The organism is Alcaligenes faecalis, assembly GCF_002443155.1.
Lineage (GTDB): Bacteria > Pseudomonadota > Gammaproteobacteria > Burkholderiales > Burkholderiaceae_B > Alcaligenes > Alcaligenes faecalis.
In genome coordinates this window covers 2,269,830-2,294,359 of record NZ_CP023667.1, presented here as the reverse complement: position 1 = coordinate 2,294,359, position 24,530 = coordinate 2,269,830, and the positions used below count along the sequence as shown (strand labels likewise).

Annotated in this window: 23 protein-coding genes; 17 read left to right on the top strand and 6 right to left on the bottom strand. The window is 56.5% G+C overall.

Features of this window, described 5'->3' with window-relative positions; genetic code table 11:
* Nucleotides 1-26: 26 nt before the first annotated feature.
* Complete coding sequence (locus CPY64_RS10790) at nucleotides 27-833, bottom strand: hypothetical protein (RefSeq protein ID WP_226791362.1); 807 nt, start codon at nucleotides 831-833, stop codon at nucleotides 27-29.
* A 109-nt stretch (nucleotides 834-942) separates the two neighbouring features.
* Between CPY64_RS10790 and CPY64_RS10785 the strand changes: the two genes are divergently transcribed.
* On the top strand, nucleotides 943-1,272 hold the full coding sequence (locus CPY64_RS10785; protein WP_042481761.1) for a hypothetical protein: 330 nt from the start codon (nucleotides 943-945) through the stop codon (nucleotides 1,270-1,272).
* Nucleotides 1,273-1,345: 73 nt separating this feature from the next.
* On the opposite strand, the gene CPY64_RS10780 is transcribed toward CPY64_RS10785, so the two are convergent.
* The gene (locus tag CPY64_RS10780; protein WP_052362885.1) at nucleotides 1,346-3,361 is read right to left on the bottom strand and encodes a ligand-gated channel protein; all 2,016 of its coding nucleotides are present in this window, start codon (nucleotides 3,359-3,361) and stop codon (nucleotides 1,346-1,348) included.
* Between the two features lie 235 nt (nucleotides 3,362-3,596).
* Between CPY64_RS10780 and CPY64_RS10775 the strand changes: the two genes are divergently transcribed.
* Together CPY64_RS10775 and fdxA are read left to right on the top strand one after the other, a co-directional pair.
* Nucleotides 3,597-4,670 (top strand): linear amide C-N hydrolase, encoded by a 1,074-nt coding sequence (locus CPY64_RS10775; RefSeq protein ID WP_042481758.1) that lies wholly within the window; start codon nucleotides 3,597-3,599, stop codon nucleotides 4,668-4,670.
* A 138-nt stretch (nucleotides 4,671-4,808) separates the two neighbouring features.
* Nucleotides 4,809-5,141, top strand: a complete 333-nt coding sequence (gene fdxA, locus CPY64_RS10770) for a ferredoxin FdxA (RefSeq protein WP_042481756.1) — start codon at nucleotides 4,809-4,811, stop codon at nucleotides 5,139-5,141.
* Here the strand turns inward: fdxA and CPY64_RS10765 are convergent.
* The gene (locus CPY64_RS10765) at nucleotides 5,138-6,679 is read right to left on the bottom strand and encodes an MFS transporter (RefSeq protein WP_042481753.1); all 1,542 of its coding nucleotides are present in this window, start codon (nucleotides 6,677-6,679) and stop codon (nucleotides 5,138-5,140) included. The genes fdxA and CPY64_RS10765 overlap by 4 nt on opposite strands.
* Nucleotides 6,680-6,763: 84 nt before the next feature.
* On the opposite strand from CPY64_RS10765, the gene CPY64_RS10760 reads away from it, so the two are divergent.
* Nucleotides 6,764-7,630, top strand: coding sequence for a LysR family transcriptional regulator (locus CPY64_RS10760; protein ID WP_042481750.1), 867 nt, complete (start codon nucleotides 6,764-6,766; stop codon nucleotides 7,628-7,630).
* A gap of 6 nt (nucleotides 7,631-7,636) precedes the next feature.
* Here the strand turns inward: CPY64_RS10760 and gph are convergent, their stop codons facing one another.
* From gph to ompA, 3 genes are all read right to left on the bottom strand, one after another.
* The gene (gene gph, locus CPY64_RS10755) at nucleotides 7,637-8,332 is read right to left on the bottom strand and encodes a phosphoglycolate phosphatase (protein ID WP_042481747.1); all 696 of its coding nucleotides are present in this window, start codon (nucleotides 8,330-8,332) and stop codon (nucleotides 7,637-7,639) included.
* Nucleotides 8,333-8,338: 6 nt separating this feature from the next.
* Entirely contained in the window at nucleotides 8,339-9,061 is a 723-nt protein-coding gene (gene ubiG, locus CPY64_RS10750; protein WP_009464176.1) for a bifunctional 2-polyprenyl-6-hydroxyphenol methylase/3-demethylubiquinol 3-O-methyltransferase UbiG, read from the bottom strand.
* Between the two features lie 83 nt (nucleotides 9,062-9,144).
* Nucleotides 9,145-9,741 carry an outer membrane protein OmpA gene (gene ompA, locus CPY64_RS10745; RefSeq protein ID WP_009464175.1) on the bottom strand — a complete coding sequence of 199 codons (597 nt, stop codon included), beginning with the start codon at nucleotides 9,739-9,741 and terminating at the stop codon, nucleotides 9,145-9,147.
* A 440-nt stretch (nucleotides 9,742-10,181) separates the two neighbouring features.
* Between ompA and gyrA the strand changes: the two genes are divergently transcribed.
* From gyrA to CPY64_RS10680, 13 genes are all read left to right on the top strand, one after another.
* Complete coding sequence (gyrA, locus tag CPY64_RS10740) at nucleotides 10,182-12,866, top strand: DNA gyrase subunit A (protein ID WP_042481738.1); 2,685 nt, start codon at nucleotides 10,182-10,184, stop codon at nucleotides 12,864-12,866.
* Nucleotides 12,866-13,975, top strand: a complete 1,110-nt coding sequence (gene serC, locus CPY64_RS10735) for a 3-phosphoserine/phosphohydroxythreonine transaminase (protein ID WP_042481735.1) — start codon at nucleotides 12,866-12,868, stop codon at nucleotides 13,973-13,975. Before gyrA ends, serC begins: the two co-directional genes overlap by 1 nt.
* On the top strand, nucleotides 13,968-15,059 hold the full coding sequence (gene pheA / locus CPY64_RS10730) for a prephenate dehydratase (RefSeq protein ID WP_042481733.1): 1,092 nt from the start codon (nucleotides 13,968-13,970) through the stop codon (nucleotides 15,057-15,059). The genes serC and pheA overlap by 8 nt, the downstream gene beginning before the upstream one ends.
* Nucleotides 15,060-15,253: 194 nt before the next feature.
* Nucleotides 15,254-16,138, top strand: coding sequence for a prephenate dehydrogenase (locus CPY64_RS10725; RefSeq protein ID WP_042481730.1), 885 nt, complete (start codon nucleotides 15,254-15,256; stop codon nucleotides 16,136-16,138).
* Nucleotides 16,135-17,457 carry a 3-phosphoshikimate 1-carboxyvinyltransferase gene (gene aroA / locus CPY64_RS10720; protein ID WP_042481726.1) on the top strand — a complete coding sequence of 441 codons (1,323 nt, stop codon included), beginning with the start codon at nucleotides 16,135-16,137 and terminating at the stop codon, nucleotides 17,455-17,457. Before CPY64_RS10725 ends, aroA begins: the two co-directional genes overlap by 4 nt.
* Nucleotides 17,454-18,131 (top strand): (d)CMP kinase, encoded by a 678-nt coding sequence (cmk, locus tag CPY64_RS10715; protein WP_042481723.1) that lies wholly within the window; start codon nucleotides 17,454-17,456, stop codon nucleotides 18,129-18,131. The genes aroA and cmk overlap by 4 nt, the downstream gene beginning before the upstream one ends.
* An 84-nt stretch (nucleotides 18,132-18,215) precedes the next feature.
* Nucleotides 18,216-19,934, top strand: coding sequence for a 30S ribosomal protein S1 (rpsA, locus tag CPY64_RS10710; protein ID WP_022983279.1), 1,719 nt, complete (start codon nucleotides 18,216-18,218; stop codon nucleotides 19,932-19,934).
* Nucleotides 19,935-19,939: 5 nt separating this feature from the next.
* Nucleotides 19,940-20,299, top strand: a complete 360-nt coding sequence (locus CPY64_RS10705) for an integration host factor subunit beta (protein ID WP_026482971.1) — start codon at nucleotides 19,940-19,942, stop codon at nucleotides 20,297-20,299.
* 114 nt (nucleotides 20,300-20,413) lie between these two features.
* A complete protein-coding gene (locus tag CPY64_RS10700) occupies nucleotides 20,414-20,746 on the top strand; it encodes a lipopolysaccharide assembly protein LapA domain-containing protein (RefSeq protein WP_042481713.1) in 333 nt (110 codons plus the stop codon).
* Nucleotides 20,747-20,762: 16 nt separating this feature from the next.
* Nucleotides 20,763-22,010 (top strand): lipopolysaccharide assembly protein LapB, encoded by a 1,248-nt coding sequence (lapB, locus tag CPY64_RS10695; protein ID WP_042481710.1) that lies wholly within the window; start codon nucleotides 20,763-20,765, stop codon nucleotides 22,008-22,010.
* A complete protein-coding gene (rfaE1, locus tag CPY64_RS10690; RefSeq protein ID WP_052362884.1) occupies nucleotides 22,007-22,936 on the top strand; it encodes a D-glycero-beta-D-manno-heptose-7-phosphate kinase in 930 nt (309 codons plus the stop codon). Before lapB ends, rfaE1 begins: the two co-directional genes overlap by 4 nt.
* A complete protein-coding gene (gene rfaD, locus CPY64_RS10685; RefSeq protein ID WP_042481707.1) occupies nucleotides 22,933-23,931 on the top strand; it encodes an ADP-glyceromanno-heptose 6-epimerase in 999 nt (332 codons plus the stop codon). Before rfaE1 ends, rfaD begins: the two co-directional genes overlap by 4 nt.
* A 116-nt stretch (nucleotides 23,932-24,047) precedes the next feature.
* Entirely contained in the window at nucleotides 24,048-24,434 is a 387-nt protein-coding gene (locus CPY64_RS10680; RefSeq protein ID WP_042481703.1) for a ComEA family DNA-binding protein, read from the top strand.
* The last annotated feature ends 96 nt before the right edge of the window (nucleotides 24,435-24,530 follow it).

Sequence of the window (24,530 nt, the reverse complement as noted above, 5' to 3'; positions counted from 1 at the left end):
GGTCCTGGCCGCCCCTTGACGTGCAATCAGTACCGCCAGCTCAGCCCCAGTACGGGACCGGACATGCGAGTATCGAAGACATGGCCGGAGCGACGATAGTTCACATCCAGCAGTTTGTATCCGGCCGCAAAGGAGAAATGCTCCGACAGGTCGTAGTTCAGCGTCAGCGTGGCCTGGTAGCTCAGACGTGAGCCCACATCAAAGCCGCCCAGATGTACTTGTGCATGAGTGGACAGCTCGGGGGTGAAGCGGTAGAACGCACGCAGTCCGATCATGGGGTCCACCCAGTTGAAGCTTTCTTCGTGGTGTCTGGTCCGGCCCGCTGTGCTCAGATGGGCGCGGGTGCGAATATCCCAATACGAAAAACCGGCCAATGCATCGATGCTGGCCTGTTCGGTTTCATAGACTCGATACCCGCCTTGCAAGGTCGCCATGAACAGGCGCGTGTCTACTGTTCCCTGGGCGGCGCCTACCAAGGGCAAGCCTCCCACCACCTCGCTTTCACGTGTGTTGACGTAGAGCAGGTCGCTATTGAGTACATAGCGGTCGCGCCGCGCCCAGGTGTTCAGAAAGGCGGCGGCACGCAGATCGTGCAGTACATCGGAAAAGGACTTTTCGATATCCAGCGAGGGGGCGCGTTTGAACGGCGAAGACTTCCCGGACAAGCCGGTAATCCAGGCGTAGGGGGTGATTTGAAATGCGTAACGTGGAGAGCCCCCAGCCTTGGTTTCGGGCAGCGGAGCCGGATTGGGACCCGTCGCTTGAGCGTGGGCCAGGGCCGCTAATGGCAATAATCCCAGCAGAAACCAGCGGGAGTGAGTGAGTTTACGCATTATTGTCATGGGCCCCCTTTTTAATTCTGTAAATGATGGCGTACTAGCGCCAGTCTTGTTTCTTTCGGTATGCTGGACCAGCCGATCACCAATCCGTGGAGAACGTGTCATGCATGTGTTTTACCTTAGCAAGCAAGATATTGATAAGTTGTTGCCCCTAGTGCAAGCGGCGTTACATGCTGGTCAGAGCGGGCAAGTTGGTTTCACTGACCAAGAGCTGGCCTTGCGCGCTGCCCTGGAGGGCTTGCTAGACCCCAAGTTGTCCGAGCTTCTGGCTGGTGCCCGAGTGGATCCCGGCCGCAGTGCGGTTGGTTTGGCCGACGAGGATTACCGGGAAAACCTGCTGGCTCTGGAAACCCGAGACAGAGCGTATCTGATTGATCAGCTCATGGACAGCTATGCAAGATTGCCGGGGTTTTTTGACTGCCTGGAGTTTTGAATGGCTGGGTTGAGCTGATATGTAAAAACGGCCCGTGAAGGGCCGTTTTTTGATTTTGCATGAAGCGGTGTTTTTAGAAACCGACGGTGAGCTGAGCCCAGTAACGGCGGCCGTCATACACAGCATCAAAGGTTTCATCCGTGACGCGCTTGTCAAAGATGTTGTAGACCCCAAAGCCAACCGTGGTGGTCTTGTTGACTTTGTAGTTCAGGCCGGCATCCAGGAAAGTGAAGGATGGGGTGCCTTGAGCCATGCTGGTGCGGCTTAGGTAGTCCGAAGTCTTGCCACGGTAGTTGACGCGAGTCCACAAGCCCAGCTGTTCATTGGCATCCCAATCCAGGGTGGCGTTAAACATATGCTTGGGCATCTTGTTCAAAGGCTGACCGGAGAAGTCCCCGCTCTTTTGCTTGGAGTAGGTATAGGTGTAGTTGGCGGCCAGGCGCAGGTCATCAGTAATTGACCAGGTTGTGGATGCTTCCACACCGCGCATGATGGCCTTGTCTACGTTGACGCGGTCACTGATGAATTTGTAGCCTTGATCACCTGGGAAAACGTGGCAGTTAGGCAGGCCATCCGGATCTGTACAGCGGCGAGTTTCAGAGATCTTGTCTTTGAAATTGGTATTGAAGAACGTCAGGCTGTTGACCATACCGTTCTGGTTGTCCCAAACAATGCCCAGTTCCTGGCTGAGGCTCTTTTCCGGCTTCAGATTCGGGTTGCCAACGATCACAGCAGGTACGCCACCGCCGCCACCTGTGATCTGCCCCCAGTCCGCCACGGCAGAACGCAGGGAAGGGGCCTTGAAGCCGGAGGAGACGCCGCCTTTCAACGTCAGCTGCTCGGTGGCATGCCAGACACCATAAAGACGGGGTGTCCAGTGATTGCCATAGTTCTCGTCGTGAGTCATGCGCACGCCGCCGGTCAGGGCAAAGTTGTCGGTCATGCTCCATTCGTCTTCAGCAAAGACAGACCATTGCTCGCGGCTCAGGCGGCTGACATCTGGTTTGTATTGATTGTTGGTGTCACGCAGTTGCTCATGTAGATATTGAAAGCCCGAGGTCAGCATATGGTTGCCCAAAGGCAGGCTCCATTGCGTATTGAACTCGGTGTTTTTCAGGAACATGCTACGGCCGGGGTTATCAATCTCTTCACGTTGTACGTAGGTGTTGGAGACTGCTTGTCCCCAGCGGCCGTTGTGGCCCAAAGAGAACACGTTGCGCGAATACTTGCTGGTGGAGATTTCGTTGGGTGTGCATTTACCGTTCTTGCCGCAGGTTTCAGCTGCCATGCTCTTGCCAGGCGTAGACGTACGCTCTTGCAGAGTACGGGAGAACTCGGCGGTAAAGTCGTGGTTGGCCGAAGGGGTCAAGGTCAGCTTGACGGTACCCGAGGAGGTGTTCTGCTTATTGAAGCCGTTAAGAATTTCGTCTTCGTTGCGACGGGATTCCTGACCATAAATCTGCAGGCCCAACATGTCTTTCTTGATGGGGCCTGCCAGATAGAAATTGCCTTGATAAATATTGCCGGACTTGGAGTCCTCCTGGACGGTCCCTTCCGTACGTAAGGATCCGGTCCATTCCTGGTGGACTTTGCGGGTAATGATGTTGATCACACCGCCCATGGCTTCCGAGCCATACAAGGACGACATGGGGCCACGGATCACTTCAATGCGTTCGATTGCCTGCATGGGGGGTAACCACCCCTGCTCGATACCGGCACCATCGCTGTTGGGACGTGTCTCACGCGAGTTTTGTCGCTTGCCGTCAACCAGGATCAGGGTATAGGCCGACGCCATGCCTCGAATGCTGATATCACTACCACTTGCACCACCTGTGATTACCACGCCAGGTACATCCCGTAATGCGTCTGTGACGTCACGGTAGGCTCTCTTTTCCAGTTCGGCACGTGGTACGACGCTGATGGAGGCGGGGGCATCTTGAACCGCTTGCTCAAAGCCGGAAGCAGTCACCACGATATTGTCGAGCTGGTTGACGCTTTGTTGAGCCAAGGTACAGGAGAAAGGAGCGATGGAGCCAGCAAGAATGGCTACGGCACGGGCAGCCGGAGAGAGAGGGAACAGGGGAGACATAAAACTCAGAAGAAGGAACAATAATGAGAACAGTTATTATTATCTAAACGCTGTGTTTCTCAAATCAAGAGAGCTCTTTTTCATGTATCTGTAGGTCTTCTGCCACAACTTGTCACTTGGCTTGACGCGCTGTCCTAATCCTGTTTTTGTTACACCCGTGTCCAATGTATCGGCTGTGCACACAGTCGGTTTTTTGTTTCATTGATTGGGCGGCTAGCCGTCTCTGGAGAGAAAGATGTTGCTAAAAAAATGTCGTCGTACTTTGCTGGCTTGCGCAGTTGGGCTGGCTTTGGTGCCTGCGGCCTCTCAGGCGTGTACTCGAGCTGTTTTTTTGGGTGATAACGGTCAGGTGATTACCGGTCGTTCCATGGACTGGAAGCTGGACGTTGGAACCAACCTCTGGATTTTTCCTCGTGGCGCCAAGCGCAGCGGTGAAGCAGGTCCCTCGTCGATTGAATGGACATCCAAATATGGCAGCGTGATTGCTTCGGGTTACGACCTGGCCTCGACAGACGGTGCAAATGAAAAGGGACTGAACGTCAACTTGCTGTGGTTGGTGGAGTCGGAGTACCCCACCCCTCAAAAAGGTGACAAAACCTTGAGCATGTCCTTGTGGGGGCAATATGTTCTGGATAACTTCGCAACGGTGGCTGAAGCGGTGGCTGCCTTGGAAAAGAACCCCTTCGTGGTGATCAGCGACAAGGTTCCCAATGAAGAGCGTTTGGCGACCTTGCATTTGTCCATGTCGGACTCCTCGGGTGATAGCGCCATTATTGAGTACATCGATGGCAAGCAGCATATCCACCACAGCCGCAAGTATCAGGTGATGACGAACTCGCCGACTTTTGACCAGCAATTGGCTATTCGTGATTACTGGCAGTCGGTAGGAGGCATGAATATGTTGCCGGGCACCAGCCGTGCTGCCGACCGCTTTGCTCGCGCTTCTTTCTACATTGATGCTGTGCCACGCAATCTGAGCGATGACAAGGCCGTGGCCAGCGTGCTGAGCGTGATGCGTAATGCGTCCACCCCTTACGGCATGACGGTGCCCGATCAGCCCAATAACTCGTCGACACGCTGGCGCACGGTGTTCGACCACCAGCGCAGCCTGTACTACTTTGATTCGGTGCTGTCCCCCGGTGCGTTCTGGGTGGATATGAAAAAGGTCGACTTTTCGGCCGAGACGGGCAAGGTCATGAAGCTGGATCTGGGGCCTGAGCAAAGCACGGTCTATATGGGTGAAGCGCTGGAGCACTTCAAGCCAGCCAAACCCTTCCAGTTCTTGCCAGCGAAGGGGCCTGCTGTTTAAGGCCATGAGCGGTGCGGGCCGTGTCAGGACGGTTTGCATTCAGGCCGAATAGACGGGGCATGGCCGACAGCGAAAACATGACGTTCATGTTCAGCTGTTATGCTATGCCCCGTCTTTATTTGTTGAAGTAGCCGTGTCATGACCTATGTAGTGACGGAAGCCTGTATCCAGTGCAAGTACACCGATTGCGTGACGGTGTGTCCTATGGATTGCTTTTTTGAAGGCCCGAATTTCCTGGTCATTCATCCTGACGAATGTATTGACTGCTCTATCTGTGTGGCGGAGTGTCCGGTGGGGGCGATTGTCAGTGATCAGGATGTGACACCCGATCAGCAGATCTACGTGGAGCTGAATCGGACCTTGAGCGAGAACCCGGCCTGGAAGCGCATCACTCAACAAAAAGCGCCCTTGCCGGATCATGAGCACTGGGCTGCTCAGACCGACAAGTTGGCGCTGTTGCAAAAAGATTAGTGGGAATAACTGGTTTGGCTGGGCTTGTTACGCTGGAAGTACCAGACAGCCAAGGCTGCCAGCAGCAGCAAGACCGTACAACTGGCCAATACGGCGACATAGCCTTTGTCAAAAGAATCGCGGGCCAATTCACTCAAGGTCAGGGCCAGATCCTGCGGCATGGTCTCTGCCATCAACAAGGCTTGATCCAGACTGTCGTAGGCCTGGACTCGGCCACTCAAGTTCTGCGGCAGAATCAGGCTGGCGCTGTACACGAAGGACAGCAGGCTCCCCATAATGGTCACGCCCAGTGCTCCACCCAGCTCATAAGACATTTCCTCGACTGAGGCCACCATCCCGGCTCGTGAAGGCGGTACGCTTTGCATGATGGTGCTGGAGGCGGCGGTCATGGCTGCCCCTACACCCAGTCCAAGCATGACCAGGCTGATCACTTGCAGAAACTGTGCGCTGTTATGCCACAACAGATACGTGGCCATGCCCGCTCCAGCCAGGCTCAGCGCGCCCATCAAGAGGTACTTGCTGCCTATGACGACCAGCAAACGACCGGCCAGAGGACCTGCTACAAAAGCGGCCAGAGGCAAAGGCAAAATTGCCATACCGGCTTCCAGGGGCGAGAAACCCAGCACCAGTTGCAAGCGTTGGCTAAAGACCAGCTCCATGCCAATCAGGGCCGCTGAGGCCGTCAGTGCAGCCAGCACGGCCGTGCTCAGGGTGGAGTCCTTGAACAGGGAAAAGTCCAGTAAAGGAAATGGGCTGCGATTTTGTTGACGGACAAACCAGCTTAGAAAGGCAATGCCTGTCAGAAGGGCGATAGCGGTCAAGCTCCAGTTGATGTGCAGCTTGCCCATCTCCTTGATTGCCAAGGTGCTGGCCACCAGACCCACCATGATCAGCAAAGAGCCTTTGATGTCCCAGGGGCGGGAGGTGTCCGGTGTAGAGCGGGGAACCAGCAGCCAGCCCAAGGGCAAGGCGATCAAGACAATAGGGACGTTGATCAGAAAGACCGACCCCCACCAGAAGTGCTCCAGCAAGAAGCCGCCCAGGACCGGACCGAAAGCGGCTCCGCCTGACGCAATCGACGACCAGACACCAAAAGCTACCGCACGCTCGCGTTCATCGTGAAAGGTGATGCGTATCAGCGACAAGGTGGCTGGCATCATCATGGCGGCGGCCACCCCGAGAAACGCACGTGCGGCAATCAAGGCCGTTGGGTTGGGGGAGTAGGCTGCCGCAATCGAGGCCAGCCCAAAGGTAGCCAGGCCAGACAGAAACAGGCGTTTGTGACCCAGGCGGTCGCCCAGGGTGCCCATGCCCAGGAGCAGTCCGGAGACGACCAGGGCATAGCTGTTGACGATCCAGAGCTTGTCCGAGGCCGAAGCCTGCAGGTCATGCGTCAAGCGGGGCAGGGCGGTGTAGAGCACCGTCATGTCCACCACAATCAGCAAAAGGGCTGCCGACACAATCGCCAGGATCAACCAGCGACGGCTTGGAGACAGGGGAGCAGTTTGGGCTTGATGGGTAATCGAGCTGTGCAACATAGGGAACCAGAAGGGTAGGAAAGCCATTATGATCTATCAATATTATCAACAGAAAAAGTTGATTAGCATCTATAAAATAGATAAATGGATTGGACTTTAGAACGTATTCGACACTTTGTAGCCGTGGCTGAAACCGGCTCCATGACCCAAGCGGCCAAAGAGCTGGGCAAGGTCCAGTCCGCGGTCAGCACCTCGATTTCTCTGCTGGAAGCGGATTTGAATCTGGAGCTGTTTGATCGCTCAAGACGAACCTTGAGTCTGACGGTGCCAGGTGAAATCATGTTGCTTGAGGCCAAGGCCTTGTTGCGTCAGGCAGACGGTTTGAATCGTCGCGCTCTGGATTTGTCACAGGGACAGTCGGCCCGCCTGGAAATTGGTCTGGATGAGGCTTTGCCGCAGGAGCCCCTGCGCTTATTGCTGAAAGAGCTGGCTGTACGTTGGCCTGCGCTGGAGTTGACGATCTGGAACGGGACGGCATCCGAGGTCATGGATTACCTTGCCGAGGGGCGCTCGGATGTAGCCATTCAGTTTGATCGTGGGGCCGATGCCAGTTCTTTTGCGCAAAGCTATATCGGAGCCGTACCACAAGCGATTTGTGTTGCGCGTACGCACCAGCTGGCCAGTCAACAGCAGGTCAGTCGTAAGGAACTGACAGCGCATAGACAGCTGCTGATTCATATTGAAGGGGTGGAACAGACGGTGGTCAGCCCCAGTGTGTGGCGCTCGGACAGCTTTTATGTGATTGCCGATATGGTGGCTGATGGCTTGGGCTGGGCGATTCTGCCCTTGAATATTGCGGAGTATGAAAACCTGCGCAATAAATTAGCGCAGCTGCATTGCAAGGAACTGGCCTTGCCGCCTTTGCCGGTGCAGATGTTGTGGCGACAGGGGCAATCCTTAGCACCTGTGGCTGTGTGGATGCAGCAGCGCCTGTCGGAGCTGCTGCCCTGAGCCTGCTCAACAGGCCAGCGGAGTGGGGCGGGGCAGTTGGCCATTTGCCCAGCGCTTTACGCCTTCCCAAATATCGTTGGCGTGGTGCACGGTCAGATCAGCCTGCCAGGTGCCGATGCTTTCGTCGCCAGCGCAATAGCCGTAGGCGGCAACCATGGTCGCCATGCCGGCCGCCTGACCAGCCTGAATATCACGCAAATCGTCGCCTACATACAGGCAGTCTGCCGGCGTAAAACCGGCTTTTTTAGCCGCGTACAACAGGGGCTCGGGATGCGGCTTGGTGTGCTGGGTCGTGTCGCCGCCTACCGTGACGGCACACGTCTCTGCCAGGCCCAGGTGACGAATCAGTGGCAGGGCCAGGTATTCCAGCTTGTTGGTGACAATGCCCCAGGTGTAGCCCGCCTGCTCCAATTGCGTGAGCATGTGAGCCACGCCTTCAAACAAATGGGTCAACTCCGTCATGTGATCGTGATAGTCCTGCAGGAACTGCGCTCGCAACTGCGCGTAGTCAGGATGATCGGTATTGATATCCAGCGCTACCTTGAGCAGACCACGAGCGCCGTGCGAGGCATAGGGCCGCAGCGCTTCGTAAGGCAGTTCAGACAGGCCATGTTCCTTGCGCATCCGATTGGCCGTAGCAGCCAGATCCGGGGCAGAGTCGGCCAGGGTGCCGTCAAAATCGAATAGAACCAGTTTATTCATGAGGACTTAGCTTTGGCGACGACTGGCCAGCAGGTAGTTGACGGAGGTGTCGCCGGACAGGCGATAGTGCTCGGTAATCGGGTTGTATTCCAGACCTTTCAGGGCGAGGGCATCCAGACCGCTGCGACGGGCCGAGGAAATCAGCTCGCTGGGCTTGATGAAGCCTTCGTAACTGTGGGTGCCCTTGGGGATCAGTCGCAAGAGATACTCGGCGCCCACGATGGCGAATAAAAAGGATTTGGGATTGCGGTTCAGGGTCGAGAAAAAGACCCAGCCACCGGGTTTGACCAGCTTGGCGCAAGCCGCAATGATGGAGCCCGGATCAGGGACGTGTTCCAGCATTTCCATGCAGGTGACCACATCAAAACGCCCGGGGTGCTGATCGGCCATGTCTTCGGCGCTGATCATTTCATATTTGACCGGCACACCCGACTCCAGGCTGTGCAGACGGGCAATCTTCAAGGAGCGCTCGGCCAGATCAATGCCGGTGACGTCAGCGCCGGACTGAGCCAGGCTTTCTGACAGAATTCCGCCACCACACCCCACGTCCAGAACCTGCTTGCCCGCCAGGGAGCCGGTGTAGGACAGAATCCAGTCCAGACGCAAGGGGTTGATGGCGTGCAGCGGTTTGAATTCGCTGTCTGGGTCCCACCAGCGGGATGCCAGTGCACTGAATTTATCGATCTCTGCGGGATCGACATTGACGTTAGTGACGGTGGAAGCGGTCATGGCTCATCCAAAAAAATTAAGGCCCCGCAAAAGCGGAGCCTTAATTGTAGCCTTAGCTACAGAAATACGTGATGCAGCAAGAATTACTTGCGGTTGCCCACGATTTCGATTTCTACGCGACGGTTTTGAGCACGGCCTTCGCGGGTCTTGTTGGACGCCACGGGCTGAGCTTCGCCCTTGCCTTCGGTGTAGATACGGTCAGCAGGTACGCCTTTGTTGACCAGGTATGCTTTAACAGCATTGGCGCGACGCTCGGACAGCTTCTGGTTGTAAGCTTCAGCGCCGATCGAGTCAGTGTGACCGGTAGCAATCAGAGTTTCCAGATCGATGGACTGAACAGTGTCAGCCACTTGATCCAGAACCTGGCGGCCTTCTGGCTTGATGGTGGATTTGTCGAAGTCGAAGAAAGTGTCAGCGTTCAGGGTCACTTTAGTGACGGTAGGAGCGACGACAGGAGCTTCGGGGGCTTGGGCAACGGGCACACCGTCACAACCTGGAATACCTGTAGCAGGTGTCCAGAAGTTGTTGCGCCAGCACAGTTCGTTGGTGCCGTTTTTCCAAACGTCGCCGAACGGATTGCGCCAGTTGTTAACTTCGCCGGACTCTTGTGCGGAAACTGCACTAGTGGCCGATGCGGCGGCAATGGCGAGTACAAGTGCGATTTTGGAGGGTTTGTTCATATTTCTCCTCGTTGAGCTGATGCTGTTAAGTGACCGCAGCGAACCCCTGCCGCTGATTAACGGAACCAGTATAGCAATCCTTTGAACGGAACAAAGACTTGCTTGCGCTGGGTTTCATGCGTGTTAGGTCGAATCTTAAGACATTTCGGCCGCATGCGTGAGGGGGACAAGGAACGATTCGCGAAGATGCGTGGAATTAGCCTTGTTCTTTCCCGTTATTGTTGGTTTTAGGCAACAGGATGAGGGTGGGGCTACGGCTCTGATCCATGATCGATACGATTAGTGGATGAAGGATTTTTGGTGAATCGACTGTTTCAATCACCTATCGCTCGCCTTGTCGCCGCGCTACGCTGCGTCCCTCTATGTGAAAGTGCTAGAATTTCCTCTTGTCCGTTTACGGCTGGCTTACTGCTTAACCCATATCTATAAAGAATTGACCTATGGATTCCTTTGCCAAGGAGACGCTTCCCGTTTCGCTTGAAGAGGAGATGCGCCGCAGCTACCTCGATTACGCCATGAGCGTGATTGTGGGCCGTGCTCTTCCCGACGTGCGAGATGGTTTGAAGCCCGTGCATCGCCGTGTTCTGTTCGCCATGCATGAACTCAATAACGACTGGAATCGTGCCTATAAGAAGTCGGCTCGTATCGTCGGTGATGTGATCGGTAAGTACCACCCTCATGGTGACTCTGCCGTCTATGACACTATCGTGCGTCTGGCGCAGGACTTTTCCATGCGCTACACCCTGGTCGACGGACAAGGTAACTTTGGTTCCATCGACGGGGATAACGCCGCGGCCATGCGTTACACCGAAATCCGTCTGGCCAAGATCGCCCACGAACTGCTGGCCGATATCGACCAGGAAACCGTGGATTTCGTGCCTAACTATGATGGCAGCGAAAAAGAACCGGCCTTGTTGCCTTCGCGTCTGCCCAACCTGCTGGTTAACGGCAGCTCGGGTATTGCCGTGGGTATGGCCACCAATATTCCGCCGCATAACCTGGCTGAAGTGGTCAATGGCTGTCTGTACTGCCTGAGCCACCCCGAGTGCACGGTTGATGAACTGATCGAATACATCCCGGCCCCCGACTTCCCGACTGGCGCCATTATTTATGGCATGTCCGGTGTGCGCGAAGGCTATCGCACGGGTCGTGGCCGCGTCATCATGCGTGCCAGCACGCACTTTGAAGACATGGAAAAGGGCAACCGTCAGGCCATCGTGGTCGACGCCATCCCTTATCAGGTCAACAAGAAGTCGCTGCAGGAACGTATTGCCGAGCTGGTCAACGAAAAGCGCATCGAGGGTATCTCCGATATTCGCGACGAGTCCGACAAGGATGGCATGCGTCTGGTCATTGAACTGAAGCGCGGCGAAGTGCCGGAAGTTGTGCTGAACAACCTCTACAAGAATACGCAGCTGCAAGAAACCTTCGGGATGAACATGGTGGCACTGGTCGATGGCCAGCCCCGTCTGCTCAACCTGAAGCAGCTGGTGGATTACTTCCTGAGCCACCGCCGTGAAGTGGTGACACGCCGCACCGTATTCCAGTTGCGTAAAGCGCGCGAGCGCGGTCATGTGCTGGAAGGTCTGGCTGTGGCCCTGGCCAATATTGATGAGTTCATCGAAATCATCAAAGCCGCTCCTACGCCACCCGTTGCCCGTGTCGAGCTGATGGCTCGTTCCTGGGATTCCGGTCTGGTACGCGAGATGTTGGCCCGTGCTGACACCAGCGCCATTGTGGGTGGCCGTCAGGCTTACCGTCCTGATGATCTGGGTACCGAATTTGGCATGAACACAGATGGTCTGTACCGTCTGAGCGAAGTGCAGGCTCAGGAAATCCTGAACATGCGCTTGCAACGCCTGACTGGCCTGGAGCAGGACAAGATTGTTCAGGAGTACCGCGAGGTCATGGACAAGATTGCTGACTTGCTGGACATCCTGTCCAACCCGGCTCGTGTGTCTGCCATTATTGGTGACGAACTGATCGCCGTGCGCGACGAGTTCTCGGCGACTGGCAAGGACGTTCGTCGCTCGCAAATCGAGCACAACGCCACCGAGCTGGATACCGAAGACTTGATCACCCCTATGGATATGGTGGTGACGCTCTCGCATACCGGCTACATCAAGAGCCAGCCGCTGTCCGAATACCGGGCCCAGCGTCGTGGTGGCCGTGGCAAGCAGGCCACCGCCATGAAAGAGGACGACTGGATCGACAAGCTGTTCATCGCCAACACGCACGATTACCTGCTGTGCTTCTCCAACCGTGGCCGTGTGTACTGGCTCAAGGTCTGGGAAGTGCCACAAGGTTCGCGCAACTCGCGTGGCCGTCCTATCGTCAATATGTTCCCTCTGGAAGATGGCGAGAAGATCAACGTGGTGCTGTCCGTCAAGGAATTCAGCGAAGATCAGTTCGTGTTCATGGCGACCTCGCGTGGCACGGTCAAGAAGACCCCGCTGTCCGACTTCTCCAACCCCCGTAAGGCCGGCATTATTGCTGTGGGCCTGGACGAGGGCGACTACCTGATCGGTGCTCAACTGACCGATGGTGTCCATGACGTCATGTTGTTCTCTGACGCCGGCAAGGCCGTGCGCTTTGATGAGGGTGATGTGCGTCCAATGGGCCGCGCTGCCCGTGGCGTGCGCGGCATGACGCTGGAAGAGGGTCAGTCCGTGATCGCCCTGCTGGTGGCCGAAGACGAAACGCAATCGGTGCTGACCGCAACCGAGAACGGTTTTGGCAAGCGCACTCCGATTGGCGAATACACCCGTCACGGTCGTGGCACCAAGGGCATGATTGCCATCCAGACCTCGGCCCGTAACGGCAAGGTGGTGGGTGCCGTGCTGGTCCGTGAAACCGACGAAATCATGCTGATTACCAATGCGGGTGTGCTGGTCCGCACCCGTGTGGCTGAAATCCGCGAAATGGGTCGTGCCACACAAGGCGTTACCTTGATCAGTGTGGATGACGACAGCGAGCTGTCTGGTGTGTACCGCGTGGTAGAGACCGATGATGAGGTCGATGCCGAGCTGGCTGAAGACGGTCAAGCGCCAGAAGGTCTTGAGCAGGACAATCAAACTGATTCCGCCCAAGATCAGGCGGACCCTTCCGGCGAGGAAAACGAGTAATGCGTGTATGGAATTTTTCGGCAGGCCCGTCGATGCTGCCGTTGGAAGTGCTGGAACAAGCCGCTGCTGAAATGACCGACTGGCACGGCACAGGCATGTCCATCATGGAAATGAGCCACCGTAGCAAGGACTACATGGGTGTGCGTGACGAGGCGGAAGCCGATTTGCGCGCCTTGCTGTCCGTGCCCGATGACTTCGCGGTGCTGTTTGTTCAGGGTGGGGCACAAGGCCAGAACGGCCTGTTGCCCTTGAACCTGATCCAGCGCAACGGCAGCGGCAAGGCGGACTACGTGCTTTCGGGCAGCTGGTCGGTCAAGTCCTGCGAAGAGGCTCAGCGCTACGGCGACATTCGTGTTGCCGGTACCAGCGGCCAGGCTTGGCAGGATCAGGGCAAAGAGTGGGCGCCCTGGACCTGGTTTCCCGAGCCTTCCCAATGGGACGTGCGCCCGGATGCGGCTTACTTGCACGTCTGCACCAATGAGACCATTGGTGGCGTGGAGTTCAACGATATCCCGAAGCTGGATGTGCCCGTCGTTGTCGACGTGTCGTCCAACATCCTGTCCTGCCCGATTGATTTCTCGCGCGTGTCGGTTGCTTACGCCGGTGCCCAGAAAAATGCCGGCATGTCCGGCATCGCCTTGATGATGATACGCAAGGACTTGCTGGGCCATGCCATGGACCTGTGCCCGTCGGCGTTCAACTACGCCAACATCGAAAAACAGCAGTCCATGTTCAACACGCCGCCGACCTACTCGATCTACATGGCTGGTCTGATGTTCAAGTGGCTGGAGCGCCAGGGTGGTGTGGCTGCCATGCAGGCACGCAACGCGGCCAAGTCCGAAGCTTTATACGGTTTCCTGGATGCGTCCGAGTTCTATACGAACACCGTGCATCCGGCGTACCGTTCGCGCATGAACGTACCGTTCCTGTTGCGAGATCAGTCGCTGGATGCCTTGTTCCTGGAACAGGCCACGGCAGCGGGTTTGACCTCCCTGAAAGGGCACAAGAGCGTGGGCGGTATGCGCGCTTCTATCTATAACGCCATGCCGCTGGAGGGTGTGCAGGCACTTATCGATTTCATGACTGAATTTGAACGACGGAATGGCTAATACCTTAACTGAGCGCCTGCTCCCTTGGCGCAATCGTATTGATGAGCTGGATCGCCAGATCCTGGAGTTGCTCAACGAGCGTGCTCGGGCGGCTTTGGAAGTGGGCAAGATCAAGCAGGACTTCAATACAGAGGAAGTCATCCTCAAGCCCGAGCGCGAGGCACGTATTGTGCGCCGCCTTCAGTCTGAAAATATTGGACCCTTTACTCCGGCAGCAGTAGAAGCTGTGTGGGGGCAGATTATTTCTGCTTGCCGCGGCCTGGAAAGCGTATTGCGCGTGGCGTATCTGGGCCCACAAGGCTCTTTTTCCGAGCAAGCTGCTTATGAGCATTTCGGCCATGCTTTGGATGGTCTGCAATGCGATTCCTTTGACGAGGTTTTCCGCAGCGTCGAAGTGGGTCAGGCCGAGGTGGGCATGGTGCCTGTTGAGAACTCGACAGAAGGCGCCGTGAACCGCACGCTGGATCTTTTGCTGAACTCACCCTTGCGTGTGCTGGGTGAGCGCTCGATTCGTGTGCACCATAATCTGCTGACCCAAACCGGCACCATGGAAGGCGTCACCCGTGTGATGGCTCATCCGCAGGCCTTGGCGCAGTGCCAGAACTGGCTGCAAAAGCACTACCCCCAGCTTTTGCGTGAAGCCGCTTCCAGCAATGCGGAAGCCGCTCGCATTGCAGCCTCCGATCCCACTGTGGCGGCGATTGCCGGTAATACCGCTGTTACCGCCTGGAATCTGGGCGTGGTAGAAGCCGGTATTCAGGACGATCCGCACAACCGCACTCGTTTTCTGGCTATCGGCAATATCGAGTCCCTGCCTAGCGGCAATGACAAGACCAGCATCATTCTGGCTGTGCCCAACCGGGCTGGCGCTGTCTATGACATGCTGTCTCCTTTGGCGGTTCATGGTGTGTCCATGACGCGTCTGGAGTCGCGTCCTGCGCGAACAGGGCAGTGGGAATATTATTTCTACGTAGACCTGATCGGCCATCGTGATGAGCCCGCCATGGCTGCAGCCTTGGCTGAATTGAAGAAACAAGTCGCCTTTTTCAAGATTCTGGGTTCTTACCCCGTAAACGACTTTTAAGCATCAGAAACAAGAAAGGCCTGGGTGGGGAAGGTTGCGCTTTTCCCCCTCAAGGCCTTTTGCCTGAGTTAACGCAACAATCAGGCAAAGTCTGCATCAATATCCCGGTTTTGCTCGTGCTATTTCACGCAATACGCGCAGCATGGACGGCCTGAAAGGGAACGGAATTAATCATGATAGCGTCATCAGAAACTATGGCGCCGCCGCCCTTGGTTCCGGTGCTGGCGGTCGTCGGAGTCGGTTTGATTGGCGGCTCTTTGGCCCTGGCGCTCAAGCGCTTCGGGGCAGTAGGAAAAGTACTGGGCGTAGGCCGGCAGCTGAAAAGCTTGCGGCGCGCCCAGGAACTGGGCTTGATCGACGAGGTCGTCACGCTGGAACAAGCCGCGCAGCAAGCGGACCTGATTGTGCTGGCCACACCTATTGGTGCAATGGCTTCGGCATTGAAAACCCTGCGTCCTCATCTGCGCGACCATACCCTGATCAGTGACGCAGGTAGCACCAAAGTCGATGTGGTCAGTGTGGCACGTGAGGCACTGGGTGATCGTATTGGCCAGTTTGTTCCCGGCCACCCCATCGCCGGTGCGGAAACCGTAGGTCCTGAAGCGGCGCGTGCTGATCTGTACGACGGCCGTAACGTCATTTTGACCCCCCTGGAAGAAAACAGTGCCAGCGCACGCGAGCGTTTGATCGCCGTGTGGGAAGCTTGCGGGGCGCGGGTCATGTTGATGGACCCGGCTACACACGATGAAGTGCTGGCATCAGTCAGCCATGTGCCGCATTTTTTATCCTCGGTTTTCATGTGGCAGGTCGCCTCCAGCGCCAACTCGGATCAGCGTTTTGCCTTGGCGGGGACAGGTTTTCGGGATTTCACCCGTATTGCGGCCGGATCAGCTGAAGTGTGGCGCGATATTTTCCTGAGCAACCGCGAGGCTGTCCTGGGCCAGTTGCAGGAAGTACGTCAGGCCCTGGATCAGGCCGAACAGGCTTTGCAGGACCAGGATGGCCAGGCTTTATACGAATTTTTAGAGCGTGCTGCCTTGGCACGCCGTTTTTGGGCAAGTAGGAGTGGTTTGCAATGAGTCAGAGCGACAGTCTTGTTTTGAACCCCGTCAGCCGCGCCAGTGGACAGCTGCAATTGCCGGGGTCCAAGAGCATTTCCAATCGGGCCCTGTTGTTGGCCGCTTTGGCTCAAGGGCAAACGCGCCTGGAAGGCTTGCTCCATTCGGATGACACCCGCGTCATGATGGCTGCGCTGCAGCAAATGGGCGTGGCAGTACAGGATCTGGGGCAGGGCACAGTAGTAATCGACGGTGGGGCTCCTTTTGCGCATCGCGATGCCGACCTGTTTTTGGGTAATGCCGGTACGGCTTTTCGCTCCTTGACGGCTGCCTTGGGTTTGATGGGCGGCCGTTTCAATCTTGGTGGTATTGCTCGCATGCACGAGCGTCCTATCGGGGATCTGGTCGATGCGCTGCGCACCCTGGGTGCTGAGGTGCACTATCTGGGCACAGAGGGCTATCCTCCTTTGGCGATCGGTGAATTGGCCCAGGCAGATCAGCGTTGCGTGTCGGTGAAAGGCTCGGTATCCAGCCAGTTCCTGACAGCCTTGCTGATGGCCGCGCCGTTGTTGACCGCCCGTACGGGACAGCCTTTGCGTATTGAGGTGGAGGGGGAGTTGATCTCCAAGCCCTATATTGAAATTACGCTGGCCATGATGGCGCGTTTCGGCGTGCAGGTGGAGCGTGATGGCTGGAGCAGCTTTACCGTGCCCGCTGATGCGGCCTATGTCAGCCCCGGTTTGTATGTGGTGGAGGGGGATGCCTCGTCTGCCTCTTACTTCATCGCTTTGGGAGCGATAGGCGGTGGGCCCCTGCGCATTCAGGGCGCAGGCACAGAAAGCCTGCAGGGTGATATTCAGTTTGCGGATGTGGCCGAGGCCATGGGCGCGCAGATCGAACGTCATGCCAACGAGTTGATCGTCTCGGGCTTGTCCGTGGCCAAGGGCGACAAGCTCAAGGCCTTTGATCTGGACTTCAATCACATACCCGATGCGGCCATGACAGCCGCTGCCATGGCCATGTTTGCCGATGGTCCTTGCACCTTGCGCAATATCGCCAGCTGGCGCGTCAAGGAAACCGATCGTATTGATGCCATGCAGGCCGAACTGCGCAAACTAGGTGCGAAAGTGGAGTCCGGGCCGGACTGGCTGACCGTGCATCCTGTTGCGGCCGATCAATGGCGTTCGGCCAGTATCGAGACGTATGATGATCACCGCATTGCCATGTGTTTTTCGCTGGCCAGCTTTGGCCCGGTGCCGGTCACTATTCTGGACCCTGCCTGCGTCAGCAAGACTTTCCCCGAGTATTTTTCTGTTTTTGAACAATTGGTGCAGGTATGACAGAGCAGACCATTCCCGTCATCACCATTGATGGTCCTACGGCTTCCGGTAAAGGAACGATAGCCTCTCTGGTTGCGCAGCGGCTGGGCTGGCACACGCTGGATAGCGGCGCCTTGTACCGTCTGACAGCCTTGTCCTGCTTGCGTGCTGGCGTAGATGTGCAAGACGAGGCCCAGGTCCAGCGTGCAGCCCAGAACCTGAACGTGCGTTTTGACTACCCTCATATCTATATGGACGGTGATGACGTTACAGATGCCATCCGTCAGGAGGAGGTGGGGAATCTGGCCTCTCAGGTGGCGGCCTTGCCGTTGGTGCGTGAGGCACTTTTGCAACGTCAGCGGGATTTTCGCGTTGCCCCCGGTTTGGTGGGCGATGGCCGCGATATGGGCACAGTTGTGTTCCCGGACGCGCCTTTAAAGATATTTTTGCTGGCAGATGCCGAAGTGCGAGCCCAAAGACGCTGTAAACAGTTGAGCGAAAAGGGTATTTCTGCTAATCTTACGAGTCTTTTGGCGGACTTGCGTGCGCGCGATGAACGTGATCGTTCTCGAACTCATGCCCCGCTCGTGCCTGCGCCGGGTGCCCACATTGTGGATTCTTCCCAGCTCAGCATCCAGGAAGTTGTAAATAAGGTGCTCGACCTTTGGTCGGGTATTGCGGTCCCGACAGCCTAATCCCGTGCTGATCGGGCTTTGTTCACTCCACCGGGTTCTGCCTGGTGTGTTTTTTATGGCCATTTTGGCTAACGGATTGATTTAATGTCCACTAACCTTCACACAGACGCAACGGGCGGCGAAAGCTTTGCCGATTTGTTTGCAGAAAGCATTAAAAACCAAGACCTGAAAAGCGGCGAAGTTATCTCCGCCGAGGTTCTGCGTATTGACCACAACTACGTTCTGGTCAATGCTGGCCTGAAGTCCGAAGCACTGATCCCTCTGGAAGAGTTCCTGAACGATCAGGGCGAGCTGGAAGTTCAAGCTGGTGACTTTGTTTCCGTGGCAATCGACGCCTTTGAAAACGGCTACGGCGACACCATCCTGTCCCGCGACCGCGCCAAGCGTCTGTCGGCCTGGTTGTCCCTCGAGCAAGCGCTTGAGTCCGGCGAACTGGTCAACGGTACCATCACTGGTAAGGTCAAGGGCGGTCTGACTGTCATGACCAACGGCATCCGTGCATTCTTGCCCGGTTCGCTGGTTGATCTGCGTCCTGTCAAGGACACCACGCCATACGAAGGCAAGACCCTGGAATTCAAGGTTATCAAGCTCGATCGCAAGCGTAACAACGTCGTGTTGTCGCGTCGCGCTGTGCTGGAAGCCTCCATGGGCGAAGAGCGTCAGAAACTGCTGGAAACCCTGTCCGAAGGCGCTATCGTCAAAGGTATCGTCAAGAATATCACCGATTACGGTGCGTTCGTGGATCTGGGCGGCATCGACGGTCTGCTGCACATCACCGACATGGCATGGCGCCGTGTTCGTCACCCATCCGAAGTTCTGCAGGTGGGTCAGGAAATCGAAGCCAAGGTCCTCAAGTTCGATCAGGAAAAGAGCCGCGTCTCCCTGGGCGTCAAGCAGCTGGGCGAAGATCCATGGATCGGTCTGGCACGTCGCTACCCACAAAACACCCGTTTGTTCGGCAAGGTTACCAACCTGACCGACTACGGTGCATTTGTTGAAGTGGAAGACGGTATCGAAGGTCTGGTTCACGTATCCGAAATGGATTGGACCAACAAGAACGTTGACCCACGCAAGGTTGTGACCTTGGGTGAAGAAGTCGAAGTCATGGTTCTGGAAATCGACGAAGATCGTCGTCGTATCTCCTTGGGCATGAAGCAGTGCCGTGCCAACCCATGGGAAGATTTCGCCATCAACTTCAAGCGCGGCGACAAGGTTCGCGGTGGCATCAAGTCCATCACCGACTTCGGCGTGTTTGTTGGTCTGCCAGGCGGCATCGACGGTCTGGTTCACCTGTCCGACCTGTCCTGGTCCGAGACTGGCGAAGAAGCCGTTCGCAACTTCAAGAAGGGCGACGAAGTTGACGCCGTGGTTCTGGGCATCGACACCGACAAAGAGCGCATTTCCCTGGGTATCAAACAGCTGGAAGGCGATCCGTTCAACAACTTCGTAGCTACCTACGACAAGGGTGCTGTAGTTAGCGGCGTCGTCAAGTCGGTAGAAGCCAAGGGTGCTGTTGTTACTCTGTCGCTGGACGTTGAAGGCTACCTGCGCGCCTCCGAGATCTCCTCGGGTCGTGTTGAAGATGCCACGACGGCTCTGAAAGAAGGTCAGGAAATCGAAACCATGATCTTGAGCGTGGATCGCAAGACCCGTTCGATTCAGTTGTCCATCAAGGCTCGTGATACCGCCGAAACCGCTCAATCCATGGCCCGCCTGACCGAAGCCAGCGCTTCGTCCGGTACGACCAATCTGGGTGCTCTGCTGCGTGCCAAGCTGGACCAGCAGCAACGTGACGACGGTTAATCAGCGTGACAAAGTCTGAGCTGATCGCGTTGTTGGCCAGCCGCTATCCGCAGCTGGCTCTGCGCGATATGGATTTCGCCGTGAAAACGGTTTTGGATTCTATGACCCAGGCCCTGGCCAGCGGTCAACGGATCGAAATCCGAGGGTTTGGCAGTTTTTCGCTCTCTACCCGCTCGCCGCGGGTAGGGCGCAATCCCAAATCCGGTGAGAAAGTGATGGTGCCTGGCAAGCAGGTGCCTCACTTCAAAGCGGGCAAGGAATTGCGCGAGCGAGTCGATTCTGTCTTTCTTGAGCAAGAGCAAATCGAAGCAGACGACCAGTCGTCTGCCTTTGAGCAGCTCAATGCGAGAGTCCGTCACGGTTAAGACCTACTTGCACACTGATTACACAGGCCCTTTACAGGGCCTGTTTTGCGTGTGCGCTAAATTCCGCTTGCACGTACAATCAGACATTATAAAAACACTGTTGGAGCCCTAAAAATGCGCTATCTAGTCTGGGTACTGCGTCTGCTCGTTTTTGTGATCGTGCTGCTGTTCGCACTGAAAAACACGGAACCCGTGCAGGTCAGCTTCTTTGCCGAGCATATTATTCAAGACGTTCCCCTGATCGTCGTGATGCTGGCCGCGTTTATTTTAGGCTTGGTGTTGGGGCTGCTTTTGATGGTGGGCGCGGTCATGCGTCGCCGTCGCGAGGTCAACCGCTTGCGCCGTGAAATGGACCGTCTGCAAGACAGGCTGGAGCAAGTGCAGCAATCGCCCGTGAATACGGCAGCCGTTGCGCCCGAGACCATCGCCCCCCTGGCACCTTTGTAAGCCCTTGGAGTAAACAGTGGATTTTGAAACCTGGTGGTTGGTTTTTGTACCAATTCTTTTTGCCTTGGGTTGGGTTGCGGCACGGGTGGATTTTCGGCAGATGATGTCCGAAACTCGCACTTTGCCGGACTCCTACTTCAAGGGTTTGAACTTCCTGCTCAATGAAGAGCCGGATCGTGCCATTGACGCTTTTGTGGAAGTGGCCAAGCTGGACCCCGAAACCACCGAGCTGCACTTTGCACTGGGCAGTCTGTTTCGCCGCCGTGGTGAAATGGAGCGCGCCATCCGTGTGCATCAAAGTCTGCTGTCGCGCGCCGATCTGCCGGTTGCCGATCGTGAGAATGCCCAGTTTCAGATTGCCCAGGATTTCTTGAAAGCCGGCATGCTGGATCGGGCTGAAGCTGCTTTTGAAGCAGTGCGTGAAACGCGCTTTGCCATTCCGGCCATGCGTGCCTTGATCCGTATTTATGAGTCCGAGCACGATTGGCCGCGCGCCATTGAAGCGGTGCGCCGTCTGCGTGCCCTGGTCGATGAGCCTGTGCCGCAATTGGTGCATTACCAGTGTGAGCAGGCCGAAGGGGCCTTGCAAGGCAAGCAGCCCGATTTCGAACGTGCCGCCAAAGCCTTGGACGAGGCTGATAATGCCATTCGCAAACTGGGTACTGGCCAGGGCATGTATGCGTCCCAGGCCCGGGTTGCCGGCTTGCGTGCCCGCGTGGCCCGCATGCAAGGGCAGAGCGAGCAGGAGCGTGCTTACCTGGTGTCCATTCTGAGCAGTGCCCCTGAATATGTGGGCCTGTACGCGACCGAGCTGCTGGACAGTTACCGCAAGCTGGGTCGTGGTGACGAAGGTGTTGCCATGTTGCGCAGCCATTATCAGAAGCACCCCAGCCTGGATATTTTCAATGTGCTGTTCCGTGTGTTGCGCGAACAGCAGGGCCATTTGCAAGCCTGGGCCTTTGCGCGTGATGCCTTGCGTGCCCATCCCTCTTTATTGGGGCTGGACAAGATGCTGGAAGTCGAACTCCAGGATCAAGGGCAGAACAAGGAAGGCGCTGAAGGTGCAGCGGCCGTCGGTGTTGATCAAATTATTGCCGGTGCGGATTTAAGCCTGCTGCGCTCCTTGATTCATCGTCACACACAGCGTCTGGATCGTTATTCCTGCAGTTCTTGCGGCTTTGAGGCTCGCCATTTCTATTGGCAATGTCCCGGTTGCAACTCCTGGGAAACCTATGCCCCTCGCCGTCTGGAGGAGCTGAAATGATGACTTTTCCTGGTGAAGCCGTCGCGGCCAGCCGTGTGCTGGTAGTGGGCGACGTCATGCTGGACCGTTACTGGTTTGGCGATGTGGATCGTATCTCCCCTGAGGCGCCGGTTCCCGTGGTCAAGATGGGGCGCGTGGAAGATCGTCTGGGTGGTGCCGCCAACGTGGCGCGCAATATTGCCGCCTTGGGTGCCCAGGCCAGCCTGTTGGGCGTAATCGGGCAGGACGAAGCGGGCAAGACGGTGCGTGCACTGGCTGAAGCGGATCATGTTCAGGCTCATTGGGTTCAGGACCCGGCCATGCCTACGTCGCTAAAGCTGCGCGTGCTGGGGCGCCAGCAACAATTGCTGCGTGTGGATTTTGAAGAAAGCCCCGCCAGCAATGCTCTGGACCAGTTGCAGCAAAGCATGAGCGACCTGCTGGATCAGCATCAGGTGCTGGTCTTGTCGGACTATGCAAAAGGTGCTTTGGCGCAGGTGGAAAGCTTGATCGCTTTGGCGCGTTCCAGGAACATCCCTGTTCTGGTCGATCCTAAAGGTAAAACGTACGAGCGCTATCAAGGTGCCACGATCCTGACGCCGAATCGTTCGGAAATGCAGGAAGCCGTAGGCGCCTGGAAAGATGAAGATGATTTGATGCGACGCGCTCAGGATTTGCGTCGCAAGCTGAATTTGGAATGCTTGCTGATTACCCGTTCCGAGCAAGGCATGACCTTGTTCACCGAGCAGGGGCGTGAGCATGTGGATGCCCAGGCACAAGAGGTATTCGATGTCTCGGGTGCCGGGGACACGGTATTGGCAACGCTGGCGGTCATGCGGGCGGCTGGTCTGGACTGGTTGCAGGCCATGCGCTGGGCGAATCGCGCGGGTGGTATCGTGGTCGGAAAATTGGGTACGTCCATTGTGACGGCAAAGGAATTGGCATGATCGTAGTGACCGGTGGCGCTGGCTTTATAGGCAGCAATTTGGTGAAAGGCCTGAACCAGCAGGGTGTGACCGACATTCTGGTGGTGGATGACCTTAGCGATGGCGACAAGTTCGTCAATCTGGTGCATGGCCAAATTGCCGACTATATGGACAAGGACGATTTCCGTGCTCGTCTGGCGCGGGACGAGTTCTCCAATATTGAAGCTGTGCTGCACCAGGGTGCATGTTCGGACACCACCGAGCGCAATGGTCAGTTCATGATGGATAACAATTACCGCGTGACGCTGGAAATTTTCGAGTATTGCCAGGCCAAGCGCATCCCTCTCTTATATGCGTCGTCCGCCGCTGTTTACGGTGCGGGTCCCTTGTATGTCGAGGATCTCAGCAACGAAGCACCGTTGAACGTCTACGGCTATTCCAAGTTTCTGTTCGACCAGGTGCTGCGCCGCCATCTGGATAGCCTGCGTGCACCAGTGGTGGGCCTGCGTTACTTCAACGTCTATGGCCCACAAGAACAGCACAAGGGTCGTATGGCCTCGGTGGCTTATCACAATATGCTGCAATACCGCCGAGACGGTCATGTGCTCTTGTTTGGTGCCTGGGATGGCTATGTGGACGGCGGCCAGCAGCGCGACTTCGTCTTTATTGATGATGTCGTGTCGGTGAATCTGCATTTCCTGGGTCAGGACAAGCAGTCGGGCGTGTTCAACTGCGGTTCGGGCCGTGCCCAGCCCTTCAATGATGTAGCCCAGACCGTCGTCAACACCTTGCGTGAGCACGATGGCCTGCCTGCCCTGGCATTGGAAGAGTTGGTGACGCAACAGTTCCTGCAATACATTCCTTTCCCGGATGATTTGAAGGGCCGTTATCAAAGCCATACCCAGGCGGACCTGACTCAGCTGCGTGCTGCGGGTTACGATAAGCCTTTCCACGATGTGCAGACCGGCGTGGCCGAGTACGTCCGTCGTCTGCTGCAGTCGGGCGCTCTGCGCTAAGCAGCAGGCCCTTAAAGTCCATGCGGGCTGCCACGCATGGCTAAACGCGCTCTCCGGACCGCTTTTCCATTCACCCATGCAGCACCATAAAGGCTTCTTTCCAAGGAGCCTTTATCATGTCTACCTCCCTGATTTTGTCCCCCGTTTTTCATCGCTGGCAGCACCCGATGCAAGGCTGGCGTGCTTCCGTTTTGCGCTTCCTGCTTGCTCTATGTCTATTGGGGCCTTGGAGCTTGGCCGCTGCGGTCGACTTGAATACGGCTGATGTCCAACAGTTGCAGCAAATCAAAGGTATAGGTCCCCGGACGGCCGAGCTGATTTTGGAGGAGCGCCAGCGGGGTGGTCCTTTTGACTCTTTGCAGGATTTGGCAGACCGGGTCAAAGGCATAGGCGCGAAAAAGATCATTACGATGGAGCAGTCGGGTCTGAAAGTGGAGCCTGCCAAAGCCTCAGGCAAGGCGGTTTCCAACACGGCCAACGCGGATATAAGAAGAAAGCCGTAGCTCTGGGCGTAGACTCGCTTTAAGCTAGTGGTTTGTTTAGTCTGCATGGGCAGTCAGTGCGAGCTGGCTGCCTTCTTGCTCAAGGTAAGAGATTGA

What these genes read in the sequence shown, in the direction of transcription:
- CPY64_RS10790 (WP_226791362.1), bottom strand. Translation starts at nt 833, where the DNA reads ATGCGTAAACTCACTCACTCCCGCTGGTTTCTGCTGGGATTATTGCCA.
- CPY64_RS10785 (WP_042481761.1), top strand. Translation starts at nt 943, where the DNA reads ATGCATGTGTTTTACCTTAGCAAGCAAGATATTGATAAGTTGTTGCCC.
- CPY64_RS10780 (WP_052362885.1), bottom strand. Translation starts at nt 3,361, where the DNA reads ATGTCTCCCCTGTTCCCTCTCTCTCCGGCTGCCCGTGCCGTAGCCATT.
- CPY64_RS10775 (WP_042481758.1), top strand. Translation starts at nt 3,597, where the DNA reads ATGTTGCTAAAAAAATGTCGTCGTACTTTGCTGGCTTGCGCAGTTGGG.
- fdxA (WP_042481756.1), top strand. Translation starts at nt 4,809, where the DNA reads ATGACCTATGTAGTGACGGAAGCCTGTATCCAGTGCAAGTACACCGAT.
- CPY64_RS10765 (WP_042481753.1), bottom strand. Translation starts at nt 6,679, where the DNA reads ATGTTGCACAGCTCGATTACCCATCAAGCCCAAACTGCTCCCCTGTCT.
- CPY64_RS10760 (WP_042481750.1), top strand. Translation starts at nt 6,764, where the DNA reads ATGGATTGGACTTTAGAACGTATTCGACACTTTGTAGCCGTGGCTGAA.
- gph (WP_042481747.1), bottom strand. Translation starts at nt 8,332, where the DNA reads ATGAATAAACTGGTTCTATTCGATTTTGACGGCACCCTGGCCGACTCT.
- ubiG (WP_009464176.1), bottom strand. Translation starts at nt 9,061, where the DNA reads ATGACCGCTTCCACCGTCACTAACGTCAATGTCGATCCCGCAGAGATC.
- ompA (WP_009464175.1), bottom strand. Translation starts at nt 9,741, where the DNA reads ATGAACAAACCCTCCAAAATCGCACTTGTACTCGCCATTGCCGCCGCA.
- gyrA (WP_042481738.1), top strand. Translation starts at nt 10,182, where the DNA reads ATGGATTCCTTTGCCAAGGAGACGCTTCCCGTTTCGCTTGAAGAGGAG.
- serC (WP_042481735.1), top strand. Translation starts at nt 12,866, where the DNA reads ATGCGTGTATGGAATTTTTCGGCAGGCCCGTCGATGCTGCCGTTGGAA.
- pheA (WP_042481733.1), top strand. Translation starts at nt 13,968, where the DNA reads ATGGCTAATACCTTAACTGAGCGCCTGCTCCCTTGGCGCAATCGTATT.
- CPY64_RS10725 (WP_042481730.1), top strand. Translation starts at nt 15,254, where the DNA reads ATGGCGCCGCCGCCCTTGGTTCCGGTGCTGGCGGTCGTCGGAGTCGGT.
- aroA (WP_042481726.1), top strand. Translation starts at nt 16,135, where the DNA reads ATGAGTCAGAGCGACAGTCTTGTTTTGAACCCCGTCAGCCGCGCCAGT.
- cmk (WP_042481723.1), top strand. Translation starts at nt 17,454, where the DNA reads ATGACAGAGCAGACCATTCCCGTCATCACCATTGATGGTCCTACGGCT.
- rpsA (WP_022983279.1), top strand. Translation starts at nt 18,216, where the DNA reads ATGTCCACTAACCTTCACACAGACGCAACGGGCGGCGAAAGCTTTGCC.
- CPY64_RS10700 (WP_042481713.1), top strand. Translation starts at nt 20,414, where the DNA reads ATGCGCTATCTAGTCTGGGTACTGCGTCTGCTCGTTTTTGTGATCGTG.
- rfaE1 (WP_052362884.1), top strand. Translation starts at nt 22,007, where the DNA reads ATGATGACTTTTCCTGGTGAAGCCGTCGCGGCCAGCCGTGTGCTGGTA.
- rfaD (WP_042481707.1), top strand. Translation starts at nt 22,933, where the DNA reads ATGATCGTAGTGACCGGTGGCGCTGGCTTTATAGGCAGCAATTTGGTG.
- CPY64_RS10680 (WP_042481703.1), top strand. Translation starts at nt 24,048, where the DNA reads ATGTCTACCTCCCTGATTTTGTCCCCCGTTTTTCATCGCTGGCAGCAC.